The organism is Nocardia sp. CC227C (genome assembly GCF_030767025.1).
Lineage (GTDB): Bacteria > Actinomycetota > Actinomycetes > Mycobacteriales > Mycobacteriaceae > Nocardia.
Genome location: NZ_JASITE010000018.1, coordinates 86,823 through 113,286 on the forward strand (window position 1 = coordinate 86,823; position 26,464 = coordinate 113,286).

At 68.2% G+C, this 26,464-nt stretch carries 27 protein-coding genes and 1 pseudogene; 10 read left to right on the top strand and 18 right to left on the bottom strand.

The window, feature by feature from the left end:
• Nucleotides 1-36: 36 nt before the first annotated feature.
• From QMO76_RS29515 to QMO76_RS29560, 10 genes and pseudogenes are all read right to left on the bottom strand, one after another.
• Nucleotides 37-558, bottom strand: a complete 522-nt coding sequence (locus QMO76_RS29515; protein ID WP_306364623.1) for a hypothetical protein — start codon at nt 556-558, stop codon at nt 37-39.
• 29 nt (nt 559-587) lie between these two features.
• On the bottom strand, nt 588-2,720 hold the full coding sequence (locus tag QMO76_RS29520; RefSeq protein WP_306364624.1) for a hypothetical protein: 2,133 nt from the start codon (nt 2,718-2,720) through the stop codon (nt 588-590).
• A complete protein-coding gene (locus QMO76_RS29525) occupies nt 2,717-3,493 on the bottom strand; it encodes a hypothetical protein (RefSeq protein WP_306364625.1) in 777 nt (258 codons plus the stop codon). Before QMO76_RS29525 ends, QMO76_RS29520 begins: the two co-directional genes overlap by 4 nt.
• Nucleotides 3,490-3,966: a hypothetical protein gene (locus tag QMO76_RS29530; protein WP_306364674.1), complete on the bottom strand. Its 477-nt coding sequence runs from the start codon at nt 3,964-3,966 to the stop codon at nt 3,490-3,492. Before QMO76_RS29530 ends, QMO76_RS29525 begins: the two co-directional genes overlap by 4 nt.
• Before the next feature lie 175 nt (nt 3,967-4,141).
• Nucleotides 4,142-4,438: pseudogene (locus QMO76_RS29535) on the bottom strand (RRQRL motif-containing zinc-binding protein); the annotation flags it as partial.
• Nucleotides 4,435-4,689, bottom strand: a complete 255-nt coding sequence (locus QMO76_RS29540) for a hypothetical protein (RefSeq protein ID WP_306364626.1) — start codon at nt 4,687-4,689, stop codon at nt 4,435-4,437. The gene QMO76_RS29540 and the pseudogene QMO76_RS29535, both read right to left, overlap by 4 nt.
• Nucleotides 4,686-4,859, bottom strand: coding sequence for a hypothetical protein (locus QMO76_RS29545; RefSeq protein ID WP_306364627.1), 174 nt, complete (start codon nt 4,857-4,859; stop codon nt 4,686-4,688). The genes QMO76_RS29540 and QMO76_RS29545 overlap by 4 nt, the downstream gene beginning before the upstream one ends.
• Nucleotides 4,856-5,317 carry a hypothetical protein gene (locus tag QMO76_RS29550; RefSeq protein ID WP_306364628.1) on the bottom strand — a complete coding sequence of 154 codons (462 nt, stop codon included), beginning with the start codon at nt 5,315-5,317 and terminating at the stop codon, nt 4,856-4,858. The genes QMO76_RS29545 and QMO76_RS29550 overlap by 4 nt, the downstream gene beginning before the upstream one ends.
• Nucleotides 5,314-5,613, bottom strand: a complete 300-nt coding sequence (locus QMO76_RS29555; protein ID WP_306364629.1) for a hypothetical protein — start codon at nt 5,611-5,613, stop codon at nt 5,314-5,316. The genes QMO76_RS29550 and QMO76_RS29555 overlap by 4 nt, the downstream gene beginning before the upstream one ends.
• Nucleotides 5,613-5,783: a helix-turn-helix domain-containing protein gene (locus tag QMO76_RS29560; protein ID WP_306364630.1), complete on the bottom strand. Its 171-nt coding sequence runs from the start codon at nt 5,781-5,783 to the stop codon at nt 5,613-5,615. Before QMO76_RS29560 ends, QMO76_RS29555 begins: the two co-directional genes overlap by 1 nt.
• 255 nt (nt 5,784-6,038) lie before the next feature.
• Between QMO76_RS29560 and QMO76_RS29565 the strand changes: the two genes are divergently transcribed.
• Nucleotides 6,039-6,749, top strand: coding sequence for a creatininase family protein (locus tag QMO76_RS29565; protein WP_306364631.1), 711 nt, complete (start codon nt 6,039-6,041; stop codon nt 6,747-6,749).
• On the opposite strand, the gene QMO76_RS29570 is transcribed toward QMO76_RS29565, so the two are convergent.
• The gene (locus QMO76_RS29570; RefSeq protein ID WP_306364632.1) at nt 6,738-8,012 is read right to left on the bottom strand and encodes a hypothetical protein; all 1,275 of its coding nucleotides are present in this window, start codon (nt 8,010-8,012) and stop codon (nt 6,738-6,740) included. The two genes, QMO76_RS29565 and QMO76_RS29570, sit on opposite strands and share 12 nt — an antisense overlap.
• Before the next feature lie 420 nt (nt 8,013-8,432).
• Between QMO76_RS29570 and QMO76_RS29575 the strand changes: the two genes are divergently transcribed.
• The 5 genes from QMO76_RS29575 to phoU all read left to right on the top strand — a co-directional run bounded on the left by QMO76_RS29575 (nt 8,433) and on the right by phoU (nt 14,870).
• Complete coding sequence (locus QMO76_RS29575) at nt 8,433-9,032, top strand: DUF937 domain-containing protein (protein ID WP_306364633.1); 600 nt, start codon at nt 8,433-8,435, stop codon at nt 9,030-9,032.
• A gap of 203 nt (nt 9,033-9,235) precedes the next feature.
• The gene (locus tag QMO76_RS29580; RefSeq protein WP_306364634.1) at nt 9,236-10,207 is read left to right on the top strand and encodes an acyl-ACP desaturase; all 972 of its coding nucleotides are present in this window, start codon (nt 9,236-9,238) and stop codon (nt 10,205-10,207) included.
• Nucleotides 10,208-10,400: 193 nt separating this feature from the next.
• Entirely contained in the window at nt 10,401-11,552 is a 1,152-nt protein-coding gene (gene dusB / locus QMO76_RS29585; RefSeq protein ID WP_306364635.1) for a tRNA dihydrouridine synthase DusB, read from the top strand.
• Between the two features lie 109 nt (nt 11,553-11,661).
• A complete protein-coding gene (locus QMO76_RS29590; RefSeq protein WP_306364636.1) occupies nt 11,662-14,097 on the top strand; it encodes an LCP family protein in 2,436 nt (811 codons plus the stop codon).
• Between the two features lie 101 nt (nt 14,098-14,198).
• Nucleotides 14,199-14,870, top strand: coding sequence for a phosphate signaling complex protein PhoU (gene phoU, locus QMO76_RS29595; protein ID WP_306364637.1), 672 nt, complete (start codon nt 14,199-14,201; stop codon nt 14,868-14,870).
• A gap of 57 nt (nt 14,871-14,927) precedes the next feature.
• Here phoU and QMO76_RS29600 read toward each other — a convergent pair whose 3' ends face one another.
• The 7 genes from QMO76_RS29600 to QMO76_RS29630 all read right to left on the bottom strand — a co-directional run bounded on the left by QMO76_RS29600 (nt 14,928) and on the right by QMO76_RS29630 (nt 23,209).
• Entirely contained in the window at nt 14,928-16,622 is a 1,695-nt protein-coding gene (locus QMO76_RS29600) for an MFS transporter (RefSeq protein WP_306364638.1), read from the bottom strand.
• 228 nt (nt 16,623-16,850) lie between these two features.
• Nucleotides 16,851-17,627: a phosphate ABC transporter ATP-binding protein PstB gene (pstB, locus tag QMO76_RS29605; protein WP_282784511.1), complete on the bottom strand. Its 777-nt coding sequence runs from the start codon at nt 17,625-17,627 to the stop codon at nt 16,851-16,853.
• Nucleotides 17,628-17,648: 21 nt separating this feature from the next.
• Entirely contained in the window at nt 17,649-18,551 is a 903-nt protein-coding gene (gene pstA / locus QMO76_RS29610) for a phosphate ABC transporter permease PstA (protein ID WP_306364639.1), read from the bottom strand.
• Nucleotides 18,548-19,519: a phosphate ABC transporter permease subunit PstC gene (gene pstC / locus QMO76_RS29615; protein WP_306356839.1), complete on the bottom strand. Its 972-nt coding sequence runs from the start codon at nt 19,517-19,519 to the stop codon at nt 18,548-18,550. The genes pstA and pstC overlap by 4 nt, the downstream gene beginning before the upstream one ends.
• 103 nt (nt 19,520-19,622) lie before the next feature.
• On the bottom strand, nt 19,623-20,732 hold the full coding sequence (gene pstS / locus QMO76_RS29620; RefSeq protein WP_306364640.1) for a phosphate ABC transporter substrate-binding protein PstS: 1,110 nt from the start codon (nt 20,730-20,732) through the stop codon (nt 19,623-19,625).
• 502 nt (nt 20,733-21,234) lie between these two features.
• Entirely contained in the window at nt 21,235-22,131 is an 897-nt protein-coding gene (gene mshD / locus QMO76_RS29625) for a mycothiol synthase (RefSeq protein ID WP_306364673.1), read from the bottom strand.
• A 322-nt stretch (nt 22,132-22,453) separates the two neighbouring features.
• Nucleotides 22,454-23,209: a response regulator transcription factor gene (locus QMO76_RS29630; RefSeq protein WP_306364641.1), complete on the bottom strand. Its 756-nt coding sequence runs from the start codon at nt 23,207-23,209 to the stop codon at nt 22,454-22,456.
• Between the two features lie 340 nt (nt 23,210-23,549).
• Between QMO76_RS29630 and QMO76_RS29635 the strand changes: the two genes are divergently transcribed.
• The 4 genes from QMO76_RS29635 (at nt 23,550) to QMO76_RS29650 (ending at nt 26,463) form a co-directional block, all read left to right on the top strand.
• On the top strand, nt 23,550-24,377 hold the full coding sequence (locus QMO76_RS29635) for an LmeA family phospholipid-binding protein (RefSeq protein ID WP_306364642.1): 828 nt from the start codon (nt 23,550-23,552) through the stop codon (nt 24,375-24,377).
• Nucleotides 24,374-24,829 (top strand): thioredoxin family protein, encoded by a 456-nt coding sequence (locus QMO76_RS29640; RefSeq protein WP_306364643.1) that lies wholly within the window; start codon nt 24,374-24,376, stop codon nt 24,827-24,829. The genes QMO76_RS29635 and QMO76_RS29640 overlap by 4 nt, the downstream gene beginning before the upstream one ends.
• A gap of 260 nt (nt 24,830-25,089) precedes the next feature.
• Entirely contained in the window at nt 25,090-25,602 is a 513-nt protein-coding gene (locus QMO76_RS29645; RefSeq protein ID WP_306364644.1) for a DUF4395 domain-containing protein, read from the top strand.
• A 27-nt stretch (nt 25,603-25,629) separates the two neighbouring features.
• A complete protein-coding gene (locus tag QMO76_RS29650; protein WP_306364645.1) occupies nt 25,630-26,463 on the top strand; it encodes a sulfurtransferase in 834 nt (277 codons plus the stop codon).
• The last annotated feature ends 1 nt before the right edge of the window (nt 26,464 follow it).

A 26,464-nucleotide genomic window follows, 5' to 3' on the forward strand; every position in this document is an offset into this window, starting at 1 on the left:
GACTTCCTTTCAATGGGTGTTACTGAAGGACCGGATCTACTGCGATCCGGGGTCTGTGGAGGTGCGGCGGGCCTCGTAGGTGTGGCGCCGTTCGTCCAGGCGGGTCACCCGCTGCCGGAATGCGGCGTAGGTGTCGGTGACGACGGCGGTGAGCATGCGGACCGTGTCGGCGGGTCCGGGGCGTCCGGCGCAGTGCCACCAGGCGAAAGCAGCCAGCGCGACCACGTACAGCGCGAGCGGGCCGGGCAGCGGCAGCACCGCGACCGCGACGGCCGCGGCGCCCGTGGCCGCTACGGCTGGTCCCCAGATCCGCAGCCCGTCTCGGGTTTTGGTGATCCTGTCGGTGTGGGGGGTGACGGTGCGGCCCACGGTGCCGCCGTCGGGGATGACGGGTACCAGCTGGGTGGCCAGTTGGGCGGCGGTGGTTCCGGCCATGTCGGCGGTGAGCGCGTCGAGTACCTGCTGTTCGTGGGTTTGCTCGGCGGTGCTGCGCCCGTCCAGGTCTTCGCCGTGGTTCTCGGGGCGGTCTTCGGGGTCGATCGGGTTCGGGGTGGACATCGTCGTATCTCCTTGTGGTCGTGGTGGTGTCAGGCCGGGCGGCGCTTGTTCAGGTCGATGACCGGCGCCAACTGCTCGGTGTCGGGGGGTGTGGGTTCGGTGAAGTCGGCGATGCCGGGCAGCGGGCGCAGGTTCTTCAGCTCGGTGTCATCGAGCGGGCTGACCCGGCCCCAGCGGGCACGGCCACCAGAGACCTGCACGACATCGCCTTTGGCCATGGCCCGCAGCCGGTTCGGCGGCAGCAGGTATTGGTCGGAGGCTTGGACGTTGCCCTCGTCGCCGTCGCGCGTGCCGCTGATGAGCTTGCGGCTCAGCTCGAACTTGGGTCGGGTGCCGTAGACCTTGCACAGGGTTTCCGGGTCGGTGGTGCGGCCGAGCAGGCTGCCGCCGGAGGCGGCGGCGACCAGGGCGGCCCGGTTGTCGTCGTCGTGTCCGAGCCCTTGCCAGGACTGCGCGATCCACCACGACCCGATCCCGGCCTTACGCAGCCGCTCGACCCATTTGACCGCGCGGGTCTTGCCGTCGGAGACCGCGGAGAACTCGTCCACGACCATCAGCGAGGCGCGGCCGTGCTGCTTGTCGGCCAGCTGCTCGAACATCGTGCCCAGCGCACCGAACTGCGACCGCGCCCGATCGGGGGTCTTCACGCCTTCGAGCACGATGTAGATCAGGTCGAAGTCGGTCAGGTCCTTGTCGCCGTCGAAGGCGTCCCCCAGCGAGCGGTACAGGTTCGCGAACTCCGACCGCGCGGAGTTCATCACCGGCTGCTTGCCGTCGATCGTGGACGCGATCTCCATATCCACGCCCATCACGCCCGGCCACGGCGTCACTCCGGTCTCCCCGCCCCACAGCTTCGACAGCGTGTCCACGTCGAAGCGGGACAGGAACTCCAGCCAGCTGCGGGGCGGGTTATGCCCGACCGGGGTGGGTGTGCCGTTGACCAGTTCGACCTTCGCCGGGGCGTCCACGATCAGGTGGATCAGCGTTTCGCGGATCTCGTGGAAGTACTTTTCGGTGTCGGTGGTCGGGGTGCTGCCGCCGGACACCATCGCCGACAGGATCGACCGCAGATCGTCCACGATGGCCTTCTGCTCCTTCGCAGAACGCTGGTGGAAGTCGGCGGCGGGCCACATCCGCAGCGCCACATCGTCGGGGAAGATCCCGATTCGGTCGGGGCGAACACCCAACCCCGCGAACCACGTCCGCATCCGCTTGGCGACCTTGCGGGACTCCGGGCCGCCGTTGCAGTCCACCACGATCACCAACGGCCGGCCGGGCCGGTCGCGGCGCCACCACTGCCGATGCCGCGTCCAGGTGGTCACGAACCACGAATGCAGCACCCGCAGCATCAGCGTGGTCTTACCCGAGCCACTGGAGGCCACCGTGGTCATGTGCTCGGCCACGTTGATCCACGGCAGGATCAACCGGGTCTCGTTGCGGCCCCACAATGCCCGGAACACGCTCGACGGCGGGGCCTGGTCGGTCTCCAGCGCCAGGCGGCCGATCACCAGTTGTGGGTTCAGTCCCCCGGTCGTGTACGGCAGCCGCCGCCGTGACAGCCGGGCCGCGGCCCGCTGCTCGCGCTGCGCCTGGACATACAACGCCCGCTCGGTCCGCGCCGGGCTGCCCAACCCGACCGTGAGCAGCTGCACGCGCCGCTGTGTGTAGAGCACGGTCGCGATCACCCACGCCGCGGGGATCAACACCGGGGCCATCCCGAACATGCCGCCGACGAACTGGCCCGCGAGCCATTCCTGCGCGGCCTGGCCGAAGTCGTGGGCGGGGGCGAACACATCCCATGCCCACAGCGCGGTGGCGCCGGGCATCGCCAGCACGGCCGCGAACATCCAGTTCCGCAGCCGGGCCGGTTTCCAGCCCAGCAGGGTCGCCGGGGCCACGATCGCGACCACACCGATCAGGACCGTGACCAGGCACGCCGCACCCAACAGGGCGTGGTCGGCGACGCTGTCCCACTGCCAGGCCGAGAAGTCCGGCAGCCACCCCAGCGGGTCACGATCGATGCCGATCGGCGGCATCTCCCGACCCACCTGGATACCGGGCTGCTCCACCGCAGCCGGAGCCGGGGCCGGGGCCGGGGCCGGGAGGGGTGCGGGCGTGTGGGGTCCGCAGTCGTCGGGGGTGATCATCGGGGTGCAGGTCATGACCCGACCGCCTTTCCGTTGTCCCGGTTCGTGCCCCGGGGGGTGTCGTGATCAGCGGCGCCGCCCGCGATCACCCGAAGCCCGGGACGCGCAGCGGGAGACGCGGATTCGGCCTGTTTCGCCGCCAAGAACTCGTCCAGATCCATCAGGCGCAGCTTCGGGCCGGTCGACAGGTCCAGGCCCTTGGCCGCTTCACGGATGACGTTCTTCACCGCGTCGCCGCGGCAGTAGTAGGTCAGCCCCGCACAGTCCGCCTGCTGCGCGACGTGGCGGGCCTGCCGCACCGCGGTGCGGGCCGCGGCGATGCTTTTCGCGGTCAGCTCGACCTCGACCGCCCACAGATCGCCACCACTGGTGAGGTAGCGGCCATCGTGGATATGCGGGCGCGCCTGCCCGGCCGCCACCATGCCGACTTGCGCCCGTAGGGCACGCTCGGAGATCCAGCGGTCCAGATCCATCCCGGTCAGCGCCAGCCGCAACCGGAAGACCGCGATGACGTGCGCGGCCATCTTCGGCGTCGGTACCCAGTAGCGCACCGGTCGGCCCAGCAGGGCCTCCGCTGCTGCTTTCGTGGGAAAGATCCACGACGGTCCCGGTACCGGACGCATCCGCCGGGAGCTGATCATCTGCGCCGCTTGCCATTTCGCCGTGATCCGGTACGCGCGATTGAGACTCACGCCCAGCATCTCGGCGACCACATCCATAGGCGCCCCGTACATTTCGGCGAGGATCGTCAGCCCGACCATGTCGCGCGGCGAGAATCGAATGGTCATCGGTCCATCCCTTCGCGTTCAGTGCTGCGGGCGACCGCATCGGCCAGGGCGTTGCCCGTGCCCGCGTAGCCCGCGAGTGCGCTGGTAGATGAGCCCTGGTCCAGGTCTTGCCCGGTCTCGGCGCTCCGTGTGGCCTCGTCGCGATTGCTGCTGTCGCGTGCGGTGGCATGCGGCTGGTGGTCGCGGGTCACTCCGTGTCGGGGCGTTACGCCGCACATCGGGCAGCGTCGTGACGCTCCGCCGGTCTGCTTGAGCTGCCGCTCCCGGCCGCGAGTGCCCTCCCATGTGCGCGCCAGGGAGAACCCAATCCCGGCCTCGCGGATCACCGACATCAACCGGGCACCGCGCCCGTCTCGATGCTCGGCCAGTCGTGCATTTAGATCGGTGGTCCACCCGGTGTAATGCCGCGCATGTCTGTACGGGAGATCGAAATGCAGCAGGTAGACCGTGCCGTTCGGCTTCGCGCGGGTCATCGCTCCGCCCCCTCGCGTTCAGTACCGCGGGCCACCGCATCGGCCAGGGCGTTGCCCGTGCCCGCGTAGCCCGCGAGCGCGCTGGGGGGCGCATCCCATGCCGAGTCCTGCTCGGTCTCGGCTCGAACGTGCTGCGGTCGACACCGTGGCGTTCGGCGGCGCGCAGCTGCCGCTCGCGGGTGGCCTTGCGCAGCGCCTCGCGCTGGGCGGGGCTTGCCTCGCGCTTCAATGCGGCCTGGTTGACGTCGAACAGGTGCGCCACCAACGGGTCTCGATGACGGCGCAGGATCACCACCTGCGCGGCGATGTCCTGCCCGCCCGGCCGCAACCCCACCGACCGCAGTTGCCGACGGGTCAGCAGATGCTCGGGCGCGGTCTTCCAGAAGTAGGTGGGGATGCCGTACTTCTCCCCGGTCGGGTCCGGGGTGAAGTCGCGATAGTCGCGCGGCGCCTCGCCGATGAACCCGCTCACCGCGCCACCCCCTCAGCCGGGGCCGACCGGTCCAGGTGGATGCAGTCGGTGCGGTGGACCTCGTCGGCGCGGCAGATGTTCGGCGACGGCACATAGTCCTGGTGCTCGATCCACGCACCCGCGCATCCGGCCATGCCGACCAGCAGCGCGCCCGCGAACACCAGCAGCCGGACACCGATCGGCAGCATCCCCAGACCGGTACCGATCCCCCGCATGACGGCCGCGTCGGTGCGTGCGAATGCCTCGCTCATCGCCACACCCCCCGGTTACGGTGGCGCGGGGTCGCCGTCCGCACGAACCAGCGGACACCGACCACCACCACGACAGCCGGCAGCAAGACGCCGAATACGAATCCCGGGGCGATCAGCAGCGCGAGCAGCACGAACAGCAGCGCGAGCAGGAACAGATTCAGGCGGTTCATCGCTGCCCCTCCTCGGCATCGTCGGAATCGATGTAGAGGTGGGACAGTTGGAGGCTGGCCTGGTGGAGGTCGCTGGCGAGCGACTGCATGTCGGCCCTGGCCTGCCCCAGCCACGCGGCAGCCGCGACCGCGGCATCTTTTGGCAGCTCGTTATCGATGGGGTCGCGATCATCGGTAAGACCTGGCTCACAGCTAAGACCGCGGGACCGCTCCTGGAGCTGGGCGAATACCTGTGCGGCGCTGCGCGCTCCGGTCATGAGGCTGCCGACAACGCCGTACACGTCGGCGGGGTCCGCCAACGCATCCCCCGTGCTGTTGCGCGTGGCATGCGCGAGATAGCGCCACAGCTCCGAAATCACTTCCGCGGCCGCCGTTACGCTTTCGGCGGTGTGCGGGCCGATCGTCGGCCACAACGCGTGCACCATGTCGGCGCGGTCGATCTTGCGAGGGTCGCTCATGACGCCACCTCGCCTACAGCGGCGTCGACCTCGACAACGTTGGCGGCCAACGCATCCGCGATCCCTGCATCGAGCAGACTGCGCAGCAGAGTCGCCTGCTCCAACGTCAACTGCATCGACATGTCGGCCCAGCCAGGGTGACCCGCCACCACCTCGACACAGACCCTGTCGATATGGTCGGCATACTTCACCCGGAACGAACCCCAGACCATCGTGGTCACGCTGATCCGGTCGGCGTCGACGGCGTGCCCATACTTGTCCACCTGCGACACGTGGTTGCCCATGAAGTCACGCATCACGCCACCCCCTCGCCGTTGACGGGGGTCGCGAGTCCCAGCAGTTCTGTGCGGTTGATGCGGATGATCTTCGGGCCGAACCGGTAGCCGGTCAGGAGGCCGCTGCTGATCCAATTTCGCACCGTGCGTTCCGTGACGCTGACGGTCTTGGCCGCCTCTTGAATGGTCACCAGAGCGGCGTTCTCCGGCGCTGTCTGAACCCTGACTTTCCGGGAACTTCTCGGATGGGGCATTGTCTCGACTCCTTCAGTACCAACGAACGAAAACTGTTGGTAATCAGGAAAACTCGGAGGCAATGGTCTGAATCAGTGCGCATAAGGGGCAGAAATGCGCATGGGGGGCGCATGCGCCCGTCGCCCGTGCGCCCCCTCGCGCCCCTACGTATCCGGCGACCGCTGCCGAGCGCCCGGGCGTATGTTGGTCAGGTGGAGGATCTGCTTACGTCTGCAACGTCCGAAGAGGTCCAGAACCTCGGAACACGCATCGCCGCACTGCCGGTTGGCAGCTTCGAGCAACATGGCCGGTTCCACCCGTTGATCACGGATACCGTCATTGCCTGCACGATCGCGCAGCGCATAGCGGACGACTACAGCCTCTTCCTGCTGCCGCCGGTCACCTTCTCGTGTTCACACGAGCATTCGGACTACGCCGGAACGGTGAGCATCAGCGCCTCGACGCTCATCGCAGTCATCCGGGACATTCAGAGTTCGCTCCGAGCGTCGGCGGTCGACAGGCTGGTGCTCGTGAACGGTCACGGCGGAAACTACGTCCTCCAGAACGTCGTCCAGGAGGCCAACGCCAGCGGGTCGCAGATGGCCCTATTCCCCGGGCGTGCTGATTGGGACGCGGCGCGCGCCGACGCGGGCATGCAGACGAATAGCCACGAAGACATGCACGCTGGCGAGCTGGAGACGTCCATCCTGCTCCACGCGACTCCGCATCTGCTGCGGCCCGGCTACGACTCCGCGGACTGGCGGGCCGATGACCGCCCATTCCTGCTGATGTCCGGGATGCGTGAGTACACAGAGAGCGGCGTCATCGGCTTTCCGTCACTCGGAACCGCCGAGAAGGGAGAGCGGGCTCTGGCGTCGCTCTCCGGGTCATTCAAGAGCTACATGCAGCGGCTATCGGCCTAGCAGATCCGTAGCCGCGGCCTCGAACTCACGGACCGTCTCGTTCCTCACGGGGCGCACGCGCTTGGCCAGGGCCCGAAGGACACCTAGCGAGCGCGCCGACGGTGCCGTGCGTATGAGCCTCGCAGCTCGCAGCCCTGCCTGACCAGCAGCGTCGAACTCCCCGGCATCGACGTACGCGGAGGCGAGCCTCGCCGTACAGAGTCCCTGATCACGGCGCTGTGAGTCCGGCCAGTCATTGAGTCCCATCGCGTAGGTCTCGATCGCACGCACGGGCTGACCGAGGCGTACCCAGCTGTGCGCGGCCTCCATCTCGATGTACGACGGTGTGCAGTACAACGCGAGTGGGCTGGGATCAACCACGGTGATGACCTGCTCCATGGCCTTGTCCAGCGCTTCCCTGCACTCGTCCACCTCGCGGGTCATCGCGTAGGCGTTAGCCCGCTGACGCAGTGCAACCGCCCGCAACTCGGGCGTGATCTCGTCCCAATTTCGCAGGGCGGCGTTTGCCAGTCCAAGTCCCTGGGCGGCATTGCCGCAGTCGGTGGCGATGTTGCTCTTGCGCTGGAGCACGTAGGACCTGAGATGCGCGTCTCCCAGCTCTTCGGCGTAGTCCATCGCCCGGTTCGTCCAGTACTGCGCGCATTTGAGGTCGCCAGAGTCCTGATAGAGCCATCCAGCAAACTCACAGAATCGCGTGCTGACTTCGAGCAGCGCGGGGCGCATGGCGCCTCGGGCTTTGCCGCAGAGGTCTTCGACCAGCTGTAGCTCACCCTGGAGAGTGCCGATGATGTACCGCGGGCCGGTTAGCGCATCCATCCGAGCATGGGCGTCAAGGACTGCCTTGAGGTGCTCCACAAACGCGGAATCGACGGTGTCGAACGGCAAGGCCAGTAGATCGGAGCGAAGCGTCGGCGCCTTCACCTCCGGGGCAAGGTCCAGCTTCGGTTCCTCCGGGTAGCCGATGTCCGCGGCCGTGAGCGCCTGGCCTGTCATGACGCTGAGAACGCCCACCATCACGTCGATACTTCGCTGTTTGGGGCGGTTCGTCCCGGCGATGTACCGAGTGATGTTCGTGTGCTTCGGACGTACCGGCTGGCCGCCATCCTGCTCGCTGTATTGCTGCATCCGGGCAGCCAAGCTCTTGGCACTGATCCCTCGCTCTGCCATCAGGGTCGCAAGACGCAGATTCTTCTGCCCCACCGCCGACGACCCCAGCCCACCGACCGGGTCCACTCCCCCGAGGCGAAATCCGTTGTCCTGCATTGGAATTATCCCCTTTGACCTGCGTTTCCGCATGTTTCCGTAATCGTATCGCAGAACACCGACGTACGTGGGGCAGATGACCGATGTTCATGGGGCAAAAATGGGGCAGAGGTGTTTACACGTACTCACCACAGTTACACTCACAAGGCACGTAGTTCCGACCAGGAAATGCGCGATAACCAGCATCAATGAGGGAAGAACTTGCAGCTGAGCACACATCGTGGTATGCGCGGATCTAACGGACTTTTAATCCGCAGGTCCCAGGTTCGAGCCCTGGTGGGGGCACTCGCGTGGCGGCGGACGCGGAACCGACCTTCCGGTCCGCCGCCACACCCGCGAATTCATGGCAACATCCCCTGTTTTCCCCTAGGGTTAGCCCGATAGGCCTTTTCCCGGGAACCCCAAAAACAGGCGGAACTCATGACTTCCTTCGATGACCTGCTCTCCCAAGTCCCCGTCTCGCAGATCGCCGGGAAGCTCGGCGTCGACGAGGCGACCGCGAACACCGCCATCCAGGCCGCCATCCCCGTCCTACTGGGCGGCTTGCAGGCAAAGGCCAGCAACCCCGAGGCCGCGTCTGCGATCGAAGGGGAGATCGCCAACCAGCGCAGCGACCTACTCGACGGCGGCGTCGATATCGACCAGGTCGATGTGGCGGGCGGCGACAAGATCGTCGAACAGACCTTCGGCACCGAGAAGAACACCGTCATGAGCGCCCTCGGCGATGTCGGCGGCGCGGGCGGCCAGGATCTGATGGCCAAGCTGATGCCCATGCTCGCCCCCATCGTCCTCGCGTACCTTGGGAAGAAGGTGCTCGGTGGTGCGGGTGGCGGCGCGGCCACCCAGGCCGGCGGCGGCGGGCTCGGCGACATCCTCGGCAGCCTGCTCGGCGGGGCCACCGGCGGCGGCTCGGGCGGCAACGCGGGCGGACTCGGCGGATCGCTGGGCGAAGCACTCGGCAAGAACGCGGGCAATGTGCTCGGCAACGTTCTGGGTGGTCTGCTCGGCGGCAAGAAGTGAAAATCGCCGGACGCTAACGAAATACGGCTCACGGCGATGGAGAACACGTCGCGGGCTGTCATCCATATGACATCGATCACCGCCGCCGCAATGCTGGTCGTATGCGTTTCGCATCACACCTACGGTGCCGTAAGGTATGGGACCGCGGCGGCATGGCCTGCGAGGGAACCACTGGAAGTTCGCACGACACGAAGGGCGTATACATGGCAAGGGATCTGACTCAACTCGAGTTGCTGATGGAGTTGGAGCCGGTTGCCGAGGAGAACGTCAACCGCCACCTCTCCCTGGCCAAGGACTGGCATCCGCACGACTACGTGCCGTGGGACGAGGGCCGCAACTTCGCCGCCATGGGCGGCGAGGACTGGGACCCGTCACAGTCGAAGCTGAACGAGGTCGCCAAGGCGGCGATGATCACCAACCTCCTCACCGAGGACAACCTGCCCTCCTATCACCGCGAGATCGCCGAGAACTTCTCCCAGGACGGCGCCTGGGGCACCTGGGTCGGTCGCTGGACCGCCGAGGAGAACCGGCACGGCATCGTCATGCGTGACTACCTGGTCGTCACCCGCGGCGTGGATCCGGTGGCGCTCGAGGAAGCGCGCATGATCCACATGACCAACGGCTTCGCCTCCCCCACCGAGGAGGACGCCGGATTCCTGCATTCGGTCGCGTACGTGACCTTCCAGGAGCTGGCCACCCGCGTCTCCCACCGCAACACCGGCAAGGTGTGCGACGACCCGATCGCCGACCGGATGCTGCAGCGCATCGCGGCCGACGAGAACCTGCACATGATCTTCTACCGGAACATGTGCGGCGCGGCGCTGGATCTGTCGCCCGATCAGGCGCTCGACGCCATCACCCTGATTCTGGAGAACTTCCAGATGCCGGGCGCGGGCATGCCCAACTTCCGGCGCAACGGCGTGCTGATGGCCAAGCACGGCATCTACGACCTGCGCCAGCACCTCGAAGAGGTGGTCAACCCGGTGCTCAAGAAGTGGAAGATCTTCGAGCGCACCGACTTCACCGCGCGCGGCGAGCAGACCCGCGAACGGCTGGGCCTGTTCCTGGAGAAGCTGTCCAAGGACGTGGACAAGTTCGAGGAGCAGCGTGACCGCATGCTGGCCCGTGAGGCCGCCAAGCGCGAGAAGGCGCTGGCGGGCGCGGGGATCAGCTGATCCGCTCACCCACTCATCGGCCCGGCCGCACAGCACGTGCGGCCGGGCCGTACCCGTGTTGCGCCCGGACGGTGGAGCCGCCGCACACCGCACCCGGCGGCCGTGGCCCGGCGGGCGGCGAAACGATCACGGCCGAGCCGGTCGGCGGGTGTGTGGCCGAGGCCACCCCGCGACTGATGCGACAATCGATCTCGTGACGACGTCCCTGGAAACCGCTGCGAGCAGTCTGCGGATCGGCCCATACCCGGTCGACCCGCCCGTCGTGCTCGCCCCGATGGCCGGAATCACCAACGTCGCCTTCCGCACCCTGTGCCGGGAATTCGGCAGCGCCACCTCCATCTACGTCTGCGAGATGATCACCGCCCGCGCCGTGGTGGAGCGCAATGAGAAGACGCTGCACATGATGTCGTTCGGGCCCGACGAGAGCCCGCGCTCCATGCAGCTCTACGGCGTCGACCCGAAAACCCTCGGCGAGGCCGTGCGCATCGTCGTCGGCGAGGGCTGGGCCGACCACATCGACCTCAACCTCGGCTGCCCGGTGCCCAAGGTGACCCGGCTCGGCGGCGGCGCGGCATTGCCCTACAAGCGGGAGCTGTTCCGGGCCATCGTGCGGGAGATGGTGGCGGCGGCCGCACCGGCCGGGGTGCCGATCTCGGTGAAATTCCGCATCGGCATCGACGACGACCACATCACCTATCTCGACACCGGGCGCATCGCCGAGGCCGAGGGCGCGGCGGCGGTCGCGCTGCACGCGCGCACCGCGGCGCAGCGCTACTCCGGGGAGGCCGACTGGACCGCCATCGCGCGGCTCAAGGAGGCCGTCACCACCATCCCGGTACTCGGCAACGGCGATATCTTCAGCGCCGACGACGCGGTGACCATGATGGCGCAGACCGGATGCGACGGTGTCGTCGTCGGGCGCGGCTGCCTCGGACGCCCCTGGCTGTTCGCCGAACTCGAGGCCGCGCTGCGGGGCGAACCCGTCCCGACGCCACCGAATCTCGGCAAGGTCGGCGAGATCCTGTACCGGCACGCATCCCTGCTCGCCGATCACGACGGCGAGGACAAGGGCATGCGCGATCTGCGCAAGCACATGGCCTGGTACCTCATGGGCTTCCCGGTCGGCTCCGAACTGCGGCGCGCGTTCGCCACCGTCGGCAGCCTCGCCGAACTCTCCGACCTCATCGGACAGCTCGATCCCACCGCGCCGTTCCCCAAGGACGCGGAGGGTCCGCGCGGCAGACAGGGCTCACCGGGCAAGGTGGCGCTGCCGCACGGCTGGCTCGACGATCCCGACGACTGCGCGGTCCCGACCGCGGCGGATGTCATGCACAGCGGCGGCTGATACGGGCTCCGGCGGCGGTTGAGACCGCGCGGTTCTCGAGTTCGACTGGTCCGTTGTGGCGGAATCGTTATCATGGCCTCTGCATCGAAGAGCAAAGTGAGGTTCGTTGGTGGGTGACGATCGGTACGGGCGTACGCCACGGCCCGGAGGTCGCGCCCCGTGGGAGCGCTACCCCGCGGACGAGGCGGAGCAGCCGCGCGGCCGCCGGAATCGGCACGCCGACGACGCCACCAACGGCTCCGCGCCCATCTCGGTGCAGGACCTCGTCGAGAAGGTCGACAGCGAGCGCAAGGGCCGGCGCCGACGCCGCGCCGAGCCCGATGCACCGGAGATCGGCGCGTGGGACGCCGAGTCCGCCAACGGATCTCGCGGCACGCACGCGGCCGAGCCCAACGGCGTCCGGCGCGCGGCCGACCAGACCGGGACCCGCCGCGCCGTCCCGCCCGATATGGGCCGCGGCGCGGATTCCGCCCCGACCCGACGGCCCGCTCCCGGGGAGTCCGGCGCGATACGCCGTCCGGCCCCGGTGGATTCGGCCCCGACCCGACGTCCCGCGCCCGTGGACTCCACGCCGGTCCGCCGCCCGGGCCCGGCCGACTCGGGCGTCATCCGCCGCCCCGCCCCGGGCGAATCCGGCGCGATCGGCCGCCAGGGTCCCGCGGACTCGGGCGCTGTACGCCGCCCGCCCCCGGGCGAATCCGGAGCCATCGCCCGCCAAGCCGCCGCGGACTCCGGCGTCATCCGCCGCCCGCCTCCCGGCGAATCCGGCGCCATCGGCCGCCAGGCCCCCGCGGACTCCGCCCCCGTGCGGCGCGCGCCGTGGGGTAAGGGCAAGGGGGCCGCGAATGCCGGTGCGGCGGGGCCGGTTCGGGCCGCCGCCGTCGATCCGGTCACCGAGGAACTGCCGCCCGTGACGGGTCCGGCACTGGAGCCGGAGGAGCCGCGGCCCATCCGGGGCGTCACCTCACCGGCCGACTACCCCACCACCGCACTGCCCACATCGGTCGGCTCCAAGCCGCTGTCCCGCCTGGCCGGGAACCGCCAACGCCGCAGCAAGCGACTGCGGCTGGCCGGACGCAGCACCGCCGCCGTCGTCGCGGTCATCGCGCTGCTCGTCACCGGTGGCGGCTGGAGCTATCTGAAGGCCAAGGACAATGGCTTCAATCAGGTTTCGGCGCTGGACGAGAACTCCGCCGACATCATCGACGCCAATGCGCAGTACGGCGACGAGACCTTCCTCATCGTCGGCACCGATACCCGTGCGGGCGTGAACTCCGACCTGGGTGCGGGCACCACCGAGGACGCCGAGGGCGCGCGCGCCGACACCGTCATGCTGGTCAACATTCCGGCCAAGCGGGATCGCGTTGTGGCCGTGTCCTTCCCGCGCGACCTCGATGTCACTCGGCCGGTGTGCGAGGGCTGGGACAACGAGACTGCCGAGTACAGCTCGGAGACCTTCTCCTCGGCTATCGGCGACAAACTCAACGCGACGTACGCGCTGGGCGGGCCCAAATGCCTGACCAAGGTCATCCAGAAGATGACCGGCCTCAAGATCAACCACTTCGTCGGCATCGACTTCGCGGGCTTCGAAGCCATGGTCGACACCATCGGCGGCGTCGAGGTGTGCACCGCCGAGCCGCTGGTCGACGACATGCTCGGCACCATCCTCGCCGAGCCCGGAAAACAGATCGTCAACGGCGCGACCGCGCTCGACTACGTACGCGCCCGGCACGTGTACGGCGAGCAGCGCAGCGACTACGACCGCATCAACCGTCAGCAGCGCTTCCTGGCCTCGCTGCTGCGGGGCGCGTTGTCCGGCAAGGTGCTGTTCGATCTGGGCAAGCTCAACGGCTTCATCAACGGCTTCGCACAGCACTCGTTCATGGACAATGTGAACACCAAGGATCTGCTCACCCTGGGCCGGTCACTACAGAAGGTGGATGCCGGGGCGATCACCTTTCTCACCATCCCGACGGCGGGTACCACGTCGTACGGCAACGAGATTCCACGCGAGTCGGATATCAAGGCCATCTTCCGGGCCATCATCGACGACCAGCCGCTGCCCGGGGAGAAGAAGCCCGAACCCGAGGAGACCTCCACCACGCAGGCCCCGCCGACCAAGCCGACGCTGACGGCGGTCGACCCCAGCATGGTGTCGCTGCAGGTGTCCAACGGCTCCGGGCTGGCCGGCATCGCCTCGACCACGGCCACCAAACTCGCCAACCAGGGCTTCCAGATCTACAGCACCGGCAACTACGCCGAGGGCTCCTCGGCCACCACCAAGGTCCGCTACTCCGGCAGTGACCAAGAGGCCGCGGCCGCCACGGTGGCCAGCGCGATCCCGGGTGCGTCCCTGGAGTCCACCACCGGGCTCGGCAGCATCGTGGAGGTGGTGCTCGGCTCCGACTTCACCGGCACCGTGCGGTCGCCGACCACCTTCGGCGAAACGCTGCCGGATACGCCGATCTCCGCCGCCGAGGAGACGCCGATCACACTGCCGTCCGACCTGGAGCATGTGAACGCGGCCGACGACACCTGCAAGTAGCGGCCGCACCGCCGGTGGTGACGGCCGACATGCCGGCCCGGCACCGATGATTCACCGACCGTTGGTGACTTGGTCAGCGATGGCTACTAGTGTCTTGACTCATGCGTGTCATCTACAACGAACAAATGGCCGAGCTCGCCGATCTGCTCGGCGGCATGGCCGGCCTCGCGGGCGACGCGATGGAGCGGGCGACCAAGTCGCTGCTCGACGCCGACCTCGAAATGGCCGAGCAGGTGATCACCGAGTACGACCGGATCGCCGAGATGATCACGCTGGCCGAGGAGAAGGCGTTCGCACTGCTCGCCCTCCAGGCGCCGGTGGCCGGCGACCTCCGGCAGGTGGTGAGCGCCATCCAGATCGTCTCCGACGTGAACCGGATGGGCGTGCTCGCCCTGCACGTGGCCAAGATGACGCGCCGTCGCTTCCCGAACCACACGGTGCCGGAGGCGGTCAACTCCTACTTCGCGGAGATGGGACGCGTCGCCGTCAAGATGGGCGCGGCGGCCAAGGACGTCCTGGAGACCCGCGACCCCGAGCGCGCCGCCAAGCTCAATGACGACGACGAGGCGATGGACGATCTGCGCAAGCACCTGTTCACGCTCCTCATGGACCGCGACTGGGAGCACGGTGTGGCCGCCGCCGTCGACGTGGCGCTGCTGGGCCGCTACTACGAGCGCTTCGCCGACCATGCCGTGGAGATCGGCCGCCGCGTGGTGTTCCTGGTGACCGGTGTGCTGCCGCCCGACCCGGATCAGGAGAAGGAATCTCTCTGACCGTCCGACAATGACGCGCGATTCGGCCGCCCGGTACACCGGGCGGCCGAAAACTTTTCAGCGCTGCGGAGTCGGAGGCTCAGGCGTCTCGCCCCCGAGCGGGTTCGGTCCCGGCGGCGTTTGTCCCGTTGACATTTCCTCCGCACTCTCGGCGTCGCGCCAGCCGAGCAGCAGCGACCGGTTGCGTTCCGGCTTCCAGGGCAGCGTGACGGCCACGATGACCGCGCACACCACCAGCGTGCCCACCGCGACCATGGAGGCCGCGTGCGAGCCTTCCAGGGCCGCGACCTTCATGGCGTGCACCAGATCCGCGCGCGGCTGCTCCAGCAGCGGGTTGATCGGCGCTTTCATGATCTCCAGCACGCTGATCGGGGTATTGGCGGCCAGTTCCTTCTGCCGGGCGTTCATGATCGCCTCCGGCACCGCGGCAATGCGTCCGGCCACCCGGTCGGCGTAGATGGAGCTCATGATGGAGCCGAGCAGCGCCACCCCGAGCGCACCGCCGACCTCGCGGGTGGTGTCGTTGACCGCGGAACCGGCCCCGGCCTCCTCCAGCGGGACCGACCCCATGATGGACTCGGTGGCGGGACCCTGCACCACCGCGAAGCCGATGCCCATGAGCACCATGGCGACCAGCACCGGCCCCAGGTACGGCGTGTCGACCGTGGTCTGCCCGGCGATGTACATGGCGACCGCCAGGGTGAGCACACCGGCCACGATGACCGCGGTCGCGCCCAACCGCTGTGCGATGAGGGTCGCGGCCGGGGCGCCGATACCCACCGCCAGCGCGAAAGGCAGTGAGTGGATGCCGAATTCGAGCGGGGACAGCTCCTTGACGCCCTGAAAGTACTGGGTGATGAGGAACAGGAAGCCGAAGGCACAGAAGTAGGACACCGTGATCGCCAGGGCGGGCACCGCGAACCGGCGGATCCGGAACAGCCGCATATTCAGCACCGGGGTCCGCACCCGCAGCTCCCAGGCCACGAACGCGGCCAGCGCCGCCGCCGAGATCGCGTATCCCAGCAGGCTTTCCACGGACAGCCAGCCGTGCTTGGGCGCCTCGATGATCGACCACACCAGCAGGGTCACACCCGCGAGCGACAGCACGATGCCGATGCGGTCCAGCCGATCCACATGCGAGGCACGGGATTCCGGCGTGGTGATCCAGACGGCCGCGATGGCGATCACGGCCACCGGCACATTGATCCAGAACACCGAATGCCAGCTGAAGTGCTCGAGCAGCCAACCGCCCACGGTCGGGCCGATGGCGATCGCTATGCCCGCCATGGCCGTCCACACGGCAATGGCGGCGGCGCGCTCCTTCGCGGTGGTGAAGATATTGGTGAGCAGGGCCAGGGTGGCCGGGAAGACCATGGCCGCGAAGATGCCCATGCCCGCGCGCGCCGCGATCACCTGCCCGAGTCCCGAGGACATCGCACCCGCCGCCGACATGACGGCCACACCGGCCAGGCCCCAGACCAGGAACCGCTTCCGCCCGTACCGGTCGCCCAGATGGCCCATGGCGAGCAGGAGGCCGGAGAACGCCAGCGTGAACGCGTCCACGATCCACTGCAGTCCGGCCATATCGGCCTGCAACTGCACAGCCATCGACGGCAGCGCCACATTCACGAGCGTGTTGTCGAGTACCACGAGCAGTTCGGCGAGGCAGATGGCGATCAATGCCGCCACTCTGCCCCGCCCGGACAAGGCGATCCGCGCTTCGGACTGCTGGATCGACGCTGATATAGCCATCCTCCGCCTCCTAGGTATAACGATCGGTTTAGTCACCTAGGACACTAACTGTTACCGACAGTTGCATACAATGATCCGCGTGCCATATGACGCAGCTAACAGTCGGCACAGGAACAGACGGGCGAGCGGCGTGCGTCGGCCCCCGACCGCACAACGGAGCGACCCCGAGCCGACAGGCTCGGGGTCGTGGTGTGGAATTCGGTAGCGAAGCCGCGGAGAGGCGGACTGTCAGCCGAAGCGGCCGGAGATGTAGTCCTCGGTGGCCTTCTGCGACGGGTTGGAGAAGATCTTCTCCGTCTCGTCGATCTCGACCAGCTTGCCGGGCTTGCCCTGCGCCTCCAGGTTGAAGAACGCCGTCTGGTCACTCACGCGCGCGGCCTGCTGCATGTTGTGGGTGACGATGACGATGGTGAACTCCTTCTTCAGCTCGGCGATGAGATCCTCGATCGCGAGCGTGGAGATGGGGTCCAGGGCCGAACACGGCTCGTCCATCAGCAGTACGTCGGGCGAGACCGCGATGGCGCGGGCGATGCAGAGACGCTGCTGCTGACCGCCGGAGAGACCGCCGCCGGGCTTGTCCAGGCGGTCCTTGACCTCGTTCCAGAGGTTCGCGCCGCGCAGCGAGCGCTCGGCGACCTCATCGAGCTCCTTCTTGCCGCGCATCCCCTGCAACTTGAGCCCGGCCACCACATTGTCGCGAATCGACATGGTGGGGAACGGGTTCGGACGCTGGAACACCATGCCGATGGTGCGACGCACCCCCACCGGGTCGATGGCCGCCCCGTAGATGTCCTCGCCGTCCAGCAGCACCGCGCCCTCGACGCGCGCACCCGGGGTCACCTCGTGCATGCGGTTGAGCGAACGCAGCACCGTGGACTTGCCGCAGCCGGACGGACCGATGAACGCGGTCACGCTGCGCGGCAGCACGGTGAGCGAAACGTCCTTCACGGCGTGGAAGGCGCTGTAGTAGATATTCAGATCTTTGACGTCGATCCGCTTGGCCATCTCGTCTTTATCCGTTCCGCTCTATCGGTTCCGCGTCAGGAACTTGTTGACCGCCGCGGCGGCAAGGTACAGCAGGGCGATCATCAGGATCAGCGTCAGCGCCGCACCCCAGACCCGCAGTCGGCCCGCGGGTTCGGGGTTGGCCAGCTCCTGGTAGATCAGCAGCGGCAGCGACGCCATATTGCCGTCGAAGACATTCGAGTTGATCGACTTGCTGTAGCCGACCAGCACCAGCACCGGCGCGGTCTCGCCCATGACGCGGGCCAGCGACAGCAGGATGCCGCTGATCATGCCGGGCAGCGCCGTCGGCACCACGATCCGCACGATGGTCTTCCACTTCGGCACGCCCAGCGCGTAGGACGCCTCGCGCAGCTCATCGGGGACGAGCTTGAGCATCTCCTCGGTGGAGCGCACCACCACCGGCAGCATGAGCAGCACCAGCGCCAGCGACACCGCCAGCGCGCTCTTCGGGAACCCCAACGTCGATATCCACAGCGCGAAGACGAACAGCGCGGCAACGATCGATGGCACACCGGCCAGAATGTCGACGGTGAAGGTGGTGACCTTGGCCAGCCAACCGCGGCCGTACTCGACCAGGAAGATGGCGGCCATGACACCCAGCGGCACCGCGATGATCGCCGCCACGGCGGACTGCACGATGGTGCCGTAGATGGCGTGGTACACACCGCCCGCTGTCTGGTCGGGCAGCACGCCCCGCTGCGAGTTCATCCACCAGTTCGGCGCGACGATCGCCTCGAGGCCCTTGCTGACCACCATGAACAGCACCCAGCCCAGTGGGATGAGGGCGAGCACGAAGCAGGTCCACACCACACCGGTGGCGATATTGTTGCGAATCCGCCGGTTGAGACTCGTCTCGCGGAAGGTCGGTGCCTTGACCGGCTTGTCGAGCAGTACGGTACTCATCCGTTCACCTTCCCGCCGGCCGCCAGCCGTGCCAGGGCGTTCACCACGAAGGTCAGCGCGAACAGCACGAAGCCGGCCGCGATGTAGGCGCCCGTAGGCAGGGCGTCATTGAATTCCGCCGCCGCCGAAGCGATCTTGGACGCGAAGGTGTAGCCGCCGTCGAACAGCGACCAGGTGCCCGCCTCCGCCGCGGTGCGCAACACCACCAGCACGGCGATGGTCTCACCGAGCGCGCGGCCCAGGCCGAGCATGGATCCGGCGATCACACCGCTGCGGCCGTAGGGCAGCACGGTCATCCGGACGACCTCCCACTTGGTGGCGCCCAATGCCTGCGCGGCCTCGATGTGCGCGTACGGGGTCAGACCGAACACCTCGCGGCTGACCGAGGTGATGATCGGCAGGATCATGACCGCGAGCACCACGCCCGCGGTGAAGATGGTGCCGCCGCCCGAGATGCTGACATTGCCGTCGGAGAACAGGAAGAACCAGCCGAGGTTGTCATTGAGGAAGCGCTGTACGGGCTCCAGCTCCGGCGCGAGCACCAGGAAGCCCCAGAGGCCGAAAACGATGGAGGGCACCGCGGCCAGCAGGTCGACCAGCACCGCGAACGGCCGCGCCAGCGCCTTGGGCGCGTACTGGGTGAGGAACAGCGCGATCCCGACCCCGATCGGCACCGCGATCACCAGCGCCATGAGCGAACTCAGCACCGTGACCATGAACAGGTCCCTGATGCCGAAACGCAGATGCTCGGCGTTGGAGGTGTTGAACTCCGTGCTGGAGAAGAAGTTGGCCTCGTTGGCCTGGATCGACGGCACCGCCCGCACCAGCAGGAAAAGCGCGATCAAGGCGATCGCCGCCACGATGACGCCACCCGCCGTGGTGGCGGCCGAACGGAACAGCCATTCGGCGTTCAGCCCCGATCCACGGGATGCGGCGGCCTTCGGTTTCGTGCTGGGGTCGGTCGGCATGAGCGAAGTATCCCCCGACGGGTGAGCTGAGCCCGGCCGCGGGCCCGCCGGTTTCGACGGGCCCGCGGCCGAGACGTCATCGTGAACGGTCATCGGCGGGCGATCAGGAGATGGCGTCGATCGCCGTGGTCAGCTTGGTCTTGAACTTGTCGGGGATCGGGATGTAGCCGGTCTCCTCCAGGCCGGTCTGGCCGTTGGTGATCGCCGAGGTCAGGAACGCCTTCACCGCGGTGGCGGTGTCCGCGTCGCCGTACTTGGAGCACACGATCTCGTAGGTCGGGAGGATGATCGGGTAGGCGCCCGCCTCGGTGGGCTTGTAGAACGAGGAAACATCCAGCACCAGGTCGTTGCCCTCGCCGGCGATCTTCGCGCTGTCGATGGCCTTGCCCGCGGACTCGACGCTCAGCTCGACCGGCTCGGGACCGGCCGAGGTGACGATCTGGGCGATCGAGAGGTTCTGCGCCTTGGCGAACGACCACTCGTTGTAGGTGATCGAGTTCTTGGTGCTCTTGATCGCCGCCGAGGTGCCCTCGTTGCCCTTGGCGCCTTCACCGACGCCGCCATGGAAGGTCTTGCCCGCGCCCTTGCCCCACGCGCCGTCGGAGGCGGCGTCGAGGTACAGCTGGAAGTTGTCGGTGGTGCCCGACTCATCGCTGCGGAAGATCACCGCGATCGGCTCGGCCGGCAGGCTGGCGTCCGGGTTCAGCGCCTGGACCTCGGGAGCGTCCCAGGTCTTCACGGTGCCGTTGAAGATCTTGCCCAGGGTCGGGCCGTCCAGCACGAGGTCGGTGACGCCGTCGATGTTGTAGGTGACCGCGATGGGGCCGAAGACGGCCGGCAGGTTCCACGCCGGGCTGTCGCAGCGGTCGGCGGCCTGCGCGGGCTCGTCCTTCTTGGCGTTCAGCGGGGAGTCGGAGCCGCCGATGTCGGTCTGGCCGCCGAGGAATTCCTTCACACCGGCGCCGGAACCGCTGGAGGTGTAGTCGAGGGTGTAGCCCTCGCAGTTGGCCTCGTAGGCGGCGATGAAGCGCTCCATGGCGTTCTTCTGCGCGGACGAGCCACTGGCCTTCAGCGAGGTCTTGCCGCCACAGGCGACATCGGTGTTCGCGGACACCTGGCTGGTTTCGGTGTTGTCGTCGCTGCCACACGCGGCGAGCGTCATGGCACCTGCGGCGAGCACGCCGATCAGGGCGCTACTACGCTTGAGATTCACCTAAGTTCCTCCGGGAATCATCGTTCTGCACGCCCGACCCCTCAACGGCCGGACGGGCGCATATTGGTGGCTGTTCGCTGCGAACTCGCGCACCGGGCAGCCTGGTACCGCCCACATAGCAACGTAGGGGCGGTACGTAGACAGTTGGACCTGGGCGGGTGAACGGAAGGTGAACAACCTCGTGCGATCTCGGCCGATATGCGTGATATTAGCCGCTAATTTGCGGGTCGTGTCGATAGCCACGCAGTTGCGACCCGGATGGACGGTTGCCCGACCGTGACCGAAAGCACTGGGATGGAAGTCACCCGACGTCGGCGGCGTGCGCCGGTCGCTCCGGGCATCGCGCCCGCCACCCGAGCCAGCTCCGGGAGCCGGGCACGGGGCGTGCAGAGTATCGGGCACGGGGGCGGGGTTGGCGGGACGAGAGTGCGGGTGTGCACAGGGGCGGGTAGTGGGGCGAGAGTGCGGGGGCGGGTGCGCGGAATGCGTCGCCGCAGGCAGGTCAGCGCGCGTAGGCGGCGTCCACGTGAGCGGGTGCGAAACCGAGGCGGGTGTAGGTGTGCACGGCGGCGGTGTTGTCGGCCTCGGTGTAGAGGAGAACTTCGGGCAAGGCGCGTTCACGCAGATGGTGGAGTCCGGCGAGGGTCAGCAGGCGACCGAGGCCCCGCCCCTGGGCGGCCGGGTCGACGGCCACCACGTAGACCTCGCCGACCTGGGGGTTCTCATCGAGATGCACCTTGGTCCAATGGAATCCGAGGATGCGGTCCGGGTCGGCGGCGTCGATGGCGAGGAACAGCCCCTTCGGGTCGAACCAGGGTTCGTCGCGGCGCGCGGCGAGCTCGCGTTCGGTCCAGCCGCCCTGTTCCGGATGCCAGGCGAACGCGGCATTGTTGACGCGCAGGATCTCGGCGTCGTCGGACGGACCGGCGTAGGTCCGCACCAGCAGGTCCTCCGGCACCGTCAGCTCCGGTAGCTCCGAATTAGCAAGCGGGCGACGCATTTGCCAGAGTTCGCGGGCCACGGTCAGCCCCAGCCGGGACGCGACCGATCGCGCCGCGGCCAGATTCCCGTGCGCCCACACCCGCGCGCCGTCGCCGCCCGCATCGAGGGCGGCGGCCACCAGCGCCGCTCCGATTCCCCGCCCGCGGTGCGCCGGATCGACGGCCACCTCCGCCATGGCGGGATGCTCCCCGTGCGCGGCAACCAGATTCGCGTAGCCGGTCATCGCGTCACCGTCGCGGGCGACCAGATGCCAGGCCTCGGCGTCCCGGGCGAGGGACAGCACGGCTTGTTCGGATACGGGGGCCACACCATCGGCGGTGGCGGCGCGGTCCAGGATCTCGCGCACCCGCGCGGAGCTTTCGGCGGGCAACCGGTCGGCCCACCCCAGTTCGCGCATGCGCCGCGCTTCGACCTCCACCGCATCCTCCCATCGCGGGACGCCGCCGAATTCGGCTCCCAGTCCATGCCGCCGGTAGCGGGACCGGCGGCGAGTTCCGTTCCGACCCGTGTCGGTCGACTCGAACGCGTCCCACCCGCTGTGCGGTCGGCGCGCTCGGATCGGCCCACGCTATCGGCCCTGCCGGACCAGTCCAACACGGCGAGGTCGCACGATCATCCCGGCCCGCGCATCCGGACCGCTTCGTGAGTGGTCCGGCACCCGCGCGCCGCGCGCACCGCGATCGACATCGCGTCACCGTGTCTCGGCGCGGGATGTGCGGCTACTGGGCCGTGCCGTTCACCGGGGCGTATTCGTCGTCGCTGCTCTCGGATTCCGGGAAGGTCACCGCATCGCCCTTGGTCGCGCTGCGCGCCGGGCGCACGGCCTTGTAGCCGACATTGCGGACGGTGCCGATGAGCGATTCGTATTCGCTGCCGAGCTTGGCGCGTAGTCGTCGCACGTGCACGTCCACGGTGCGGGTGCCGCCGAAGAAGTCGTAGCCCCATACCTCCTGGAGCAGCTGGGCGCGGGTGAACACGCGGCCCGCGTGCTGGGCGAGGTATTTGAGGAGTTCGAATTCCTTGTAGGTCAGGTCGAGCGGGCGGCCGCGCAGGCGCGCGGTGTAGGTGCCCTCGTCGATGACCAGCTCACCGAGGGTGATCTTGCCGGTGTTCTCCGGGCTGGCCGCGCCGCCGTTGCGGGCCACCAGCAGCCGCAGCCGCGCATCCAGTTCGGCGGGGCCGGTGCCGGGCAACAGAATGTCGTCGAGCCCCCAGTCGGCGTTCACCGCGACCAGTCCGCCCTCGGTCAGCACCGCCACCACCGGCACCGAGGAGCCGGTGCTGCCCAGCAGCCGACACAGTCCGCGCGCGGCGGCCAGATCGGTGCGGGCATCGACGAGCGCGACATCGGCCGACCCCGCCTCCAGCAACGAGGCGACCTCCGTCGGCGCGGGTCGCACGTGGTGGGGCAGCAGCGCCAGCGACGGCAGTACCGACTCCGGATTGGGATCGGAGGTCAGCAGGAGCAGCTCCATGGGGGCTCTCCTCCCATCTGGCATGTGCGCGGCAACCTCATCGTCCGCCACGACGCCATGCGCGTCATCACAGGTAAGTCGGGTCATACCTTAGCGTGTATGTCTCCGTGACCACGTATAGCAGCCGCCCAGGTCACTCCGGCTACCCCGAGATCACGACGCATCCGCTGCCCACTCGCCCCCGAACGCCGCGACCGACGACACCCGAACACCCCCGTTCGGTTCGCGGCGCGTCCCGGTTCTGGACCGAGTGGAGCGGAGGAGCGACGCGGAGGCGATCAGACACAGCACCCGCCCGGAGCGAAGCGGAGGGCAAATCGAGCACAGTAGGGTGCTCGTCATGAGTTTCCGCAGGGTGATCATTGGGCTGCTCTGCCTGGCGGGGCTGGCGGTCGTCCTCGATTTCGGGACGGCGGCCTACTCCGAGTACCGGGTGTCGCGGCTGCTGCGCGAGGGCTCGGACCTGAGCGCGGATCCGGAGGTGACCTTTCGCGGCTTCCCGTTCGTGGCGCAGGCGGTGGACGGGACCTACGACGACATCTATATCCGGGCGCGGGCCCGGCGTCCGGATATTCCGGGTGAGATCCAGATCGAATCGAATCTGTACGGGGTGCGGCTGCCGCTGAGCGACCTGGCCGACGGCCGGGTGCGCATGGTTCCGGTGGACGAGGTGCAGGCCAGCATGCACATCGAGCCCATCGAGCTGGGGCGGCTGTTCCGCATTCCGGATCTGCAGGTGTTCGGCCCGCCCGCCGACAAGTCGGACGGCTCCGGCGGCTCCGGCGGCACCGGCATGACCACGTCCGGGGCGATCATCCTGACCGGCACCGTGCCGCCGCGCGCCGACACCCCGCCCGGCTCGGCGGCCACCGACAAGGGTCAGCTGGTGAGTGTGCTCGCCGATCTGCGGCTGGATGCCGACGGTCAGATCCAGATCGTGGCGACCGAGATCTACCACGGCGAGGAGGCCACCGCGACACCCGTGGCGGTGCTGCCCTCGGTGCCCACCGAGACGATTCTGGGCTGGTTCACCCGCACCATCGACACCCGCGATCTGCCCTTCGGCATCCGCCCGACCAAGGTCGAGGCCGTCGGCGGGCAGATCGTGGTCGAGGGCCGCGGCCGCGATGTCACCGTCGACCTGGACCAGCTCCAGCGGCAGCGATGATCGAGCTCGCCGTCCTCGCCGTCGCCGTGGCCGCCGCCGTGGCGGTGGGAATCCTGCTGCGGCGCAACGAGGGTCGCGTTCGAGCCACCGACTCGGCGCACCCGGACGCCGCGTCGCCGCGCGGCGAGCTGCTGGCCGCCGCCGGGCTGGTCGCGAATCGGCCTGCGGTGCTGCACTTCTCGGCCGACTGGTGCGGCCCGTGCGCGGCGGTGCGGCGGGTGGTGGCCGGCACCGTCGCCGAGTTCGCCGACGCACCGGCCCCGCCGCTGGACCTGGAGGTCGACATCGAGGCCGATCCGGCGCTGGCGAAGGAGCTGTCGGTGCTGTCGCTGCCGACCACGTTCGTCTTCGATGCCGACGGTCGTGAGCGCTTCCGGATCTCGGGCGTACCCGAAGCCGCCGATCTGCGCACCGCCCTGGCCCCGCTGACCAGGGCCAATACCGAAGAGTGACCAGCATTACGGACCCCGGGTCCAATTTCCCCCGAAAACCGGGTAAACTCCGAAACGTGCAATCCAACCGCGAGCTGATGCTCACCCGACGCCGCACGGTAGACCTGTGCCGCCTCGGTGGTTGTTGCTGCCTGTGCCGCTAGCCGGTCGGCCTTTCGAATCCTTCTGTCGCCGACCGGGATTGACCCGCCGTACGAGTGATGTCCGCATCCTCCGGCGCTCTGGCCAACCGAATCCTCTTCCTGCGCAGGAGCACGAATATGTCGCACACTACTTCCCCCAACCTCCAACCGGTCGGTACTCGACTTCCTTCCGGCCAGGTCGATGTCCGCGGCCCCCGTTTCGCCGCCTGGATCACCACCGCCGTCCTGGCGCTGACGCTGATCCTCTCCGTCTTCTCCCCTCTGGCGGCCGGAATCCTGCTGGCCGCCCAGGCCGTGGTCTTCGCTCTCGGCGCCCTGCGCGGCCCCGGCGGCAGCCCCTACGGCCTGCTCTACCAGAACCTGGTGCTGCCCCGCATCGGCCCGGCCCCCGCCCTGGAACCCGTTGCGCCACTGCGGTTCGCCCAACTGGTTGGCCTGATCTTCGCCGTCCTCGGCGTCATCGGGTTCGCCGCCTCGACCCCCGTCGCCGGTGCGGTTTTCACCGGTTTCGCGCTGTTCGCAGCGTTCCTCAACGCGGCGTTCGGCGTCTGCCTGGGCTGCAAGCTCTACCCCCTCGTCTCCCGGCTGCTCCCCAAGGCCGCGGCGACCACCCCCCATCCCACCGCCTGACCCCGGCAAACATCTGAAAGGAACAACATGGCTCGCTCCGATGCCCTGGTCTCCGCTGACTGGGTCGAAGAGAACCTCAACGCCCCGGGCGTTGTCATCGTCGAGGTCGACGAGGACACCTCCGCCTACGACACGGGCCACATCGAGGGCGCCGTCAAGCTGGACTGGAAGACCGACCTGCAGGACCAGGTCCGTCGCGACTTCGTGAACCGGGAGCAGTTCTCCGATCTGCTGTCGGCGCGCGGCATCGCCAACGAGGACACCGTGGTGCTCTACGGCGGCAACAACAACTGGTTCGCCGCCTACGCCTACTGGTACTTCAAGCTCTACGGCCACCAGGACGTGAAGCTGCTCGACGGCGGCCGCAAGAAGTGGGAGCTGGACGGCCGCCCGCTGTCCCGCGACGCCGTGAACCGCCCGGCCACCTCCTACAAGGCCGGTGAGCAGGACCTGTCCATCCGCGCCTTCCGCGACGAAGTCATCAACGCCATCGGCACCAAGAACCTGGTCGACGTGCGCTCGCCCGACGAGTTCTCCGGCAAGATCCTGGCCCCCGCGCACCTGCCGCAGGAGCAGTCGCAGCGTCCGGGCCACGTCCCGACCGCCATCAACGTCCCGTGGTCCAAGGCCGCGAACGAGGACGGCACCTTCAAGAGCGACGCCGAGCTGGCCGAGCTCTACTCCGAGGCCGGGCTGGACGGCGAGAAGGAGACCATCGCCTACTGCCGCATCGGTGAGCGTTCCTCGCACACCTGGTTCGTGCTGCAGGAGCTGCTGGGCCACAAGAACGTCAAGAACTACGACGGGAGCTGGACCGAGTACGGCTCCCTCGTCGGTGCACCGATCGAGTTGGGAGCGTAAT

Coding starts and splice junctions, on each gene's coding strand:
- QMO76_RS29515 (WP_306364623.1), bottom strand. CDS start 558: ATGTCCACCCCGAACCCGATCGACCCCGAAGACCGCCCCGAGAACCAC.
- QMO76_RS29520 (WP_306364624.1), bottom strand. CDS start 2,720: ATGACCTGCACCCCGATGATCACCCCCGACGACTGCGGACCCCACACG.
- QMO76_RS29525 (WP_306364625.1), bottom strand. CDS start 3,493: ATGACCATTCGATTCTCGCCGCGCGACATGGTCGGGCTGACGATCCTC.
- QMO76_RS29530 (WP_306364674.1), bottom strand. CDS start 3,966: ATGACCCGCGCGAAGCCGAACGGCACGGTCTACCTGCTGCATTTCGAT.
- QMO76_RS29540 (WP_306364626.1), bottom strand. CDS start 4,689: ATGAGCGAGGCATTCGCACGCACCGACGCGGCCGTCATGCGGGGGATC.
- QMO76_RS29545 (WP_306364627.1), bottom strand. CDS start 4,859: ATGAACCGCCTGAATCTGTTCCTGCTCGCGCTGCTGTTCGTGCTGCTC.
- QMO76_RS29550 (WP_306364628.1), bottom strand. CDS start 5,317: ATGAGCGACCCTCGCAAGATCGACCGCGCCGACATGGTGCACGCGTTG.
- QMO76_RS29555 (WP_306364629.1), bottom strand. CDS start 5,613: ATGCGTGACTTCATGGGCAACCACGTGTCGCAGGTGGACAAGTATGGG.
- QMO76_RS29570 (WP_306364632.1), bottom strand. CDS start 8,012: ATGCAGGACAACGGATTTCGCCTCGGGGGAGTGGACCCGGTCGGTGGG.
- QMO76_RS29575 (WP_306364633.1), top strand. CDS start 8,433: ATGACTTCCTTCGATGACCTGCTCTCCCAAGTCCCCGTCTCGCAGATC.
- QMO76_RS29580 (WP_306364634.1), top strand. CDS start 9,236: ATGGCAAGGGATCTGACTCAACTCGAGTTGCTGATGGAGTTGGAGCCG.
- phoU (WP_306364637.1), top strand. CDS start 14,199: ATGCGTGTCATCTACAACGAACAAATGGCCGAGCTCGCCGATCTGCTC.
- QMO76_RS29600 (WP_306364638.1), bottom strand. CDS start 16,622: ATGGCTATATCAGCGTCGATCCAGCAGTCCGAAGCGCGGATCGCCTTG.
- pstB (WP_282784511.1), bottom strand. CDS start 17,627: ATGGCCAAGCGGATCGACGTCAAAGATCTGAATATCTACTACAGCGCC.
- pstA (WP_306364639.1), bottom strand. CDS start 18,551: ATGAGTACCGTACTGCTCGACAAGCCGGTCAAGGCACCGACCTTCCGC.
- pstC (WP_306356839.1), bottom strand. CDS start 19,519: ATGCCGACCGACCCCAGCACGAAACCGAAGGCCGCCGCATCCCGTGGA.
- mshD (WP_306364673.1), bottom strand. CDS start 22,131: ATGCGCGAACTGGGGTGGGCCGACCGGTTGCCCGCCGAAAGCTCCGCG.
- QMO76_RS29630 (WP_306364641.1), bottom strand. CDS start 23,209: ATGGAGCTGCTCCTGCTGACCTCCGATCCCAATCCGGAGTCGGTACTG.
- QMO76_RS29635 (WP_306364642.1), top strand. CDS start 23,550: ATGAGTTTCCGCAGGGTGATCATTGGGCTGCTCTGCCTGGCGGGGCTG.
- QMO76_RS29640 (WP_306364643.1), top strand. CDS start 24,374: ATGATCGAGCTCGCCGTCCTCGCCGTCGCCGTGGCCGCCGCCGTGGCG.
- QMO76_RS29645 (WP_306364644.1), top strand. CDS start 25,090: ATGTCGCACACTACTTCCCCCAACCTCCAACCGGTCGGTACTCGACTT.
- QMO76_RS29650 (WP_306364645.1), top strand. CDS start 25,630: ATGGCTCGCTCCGATGCCCTGGTCTCCGCTGACTGGGTCGAAGAGAAC.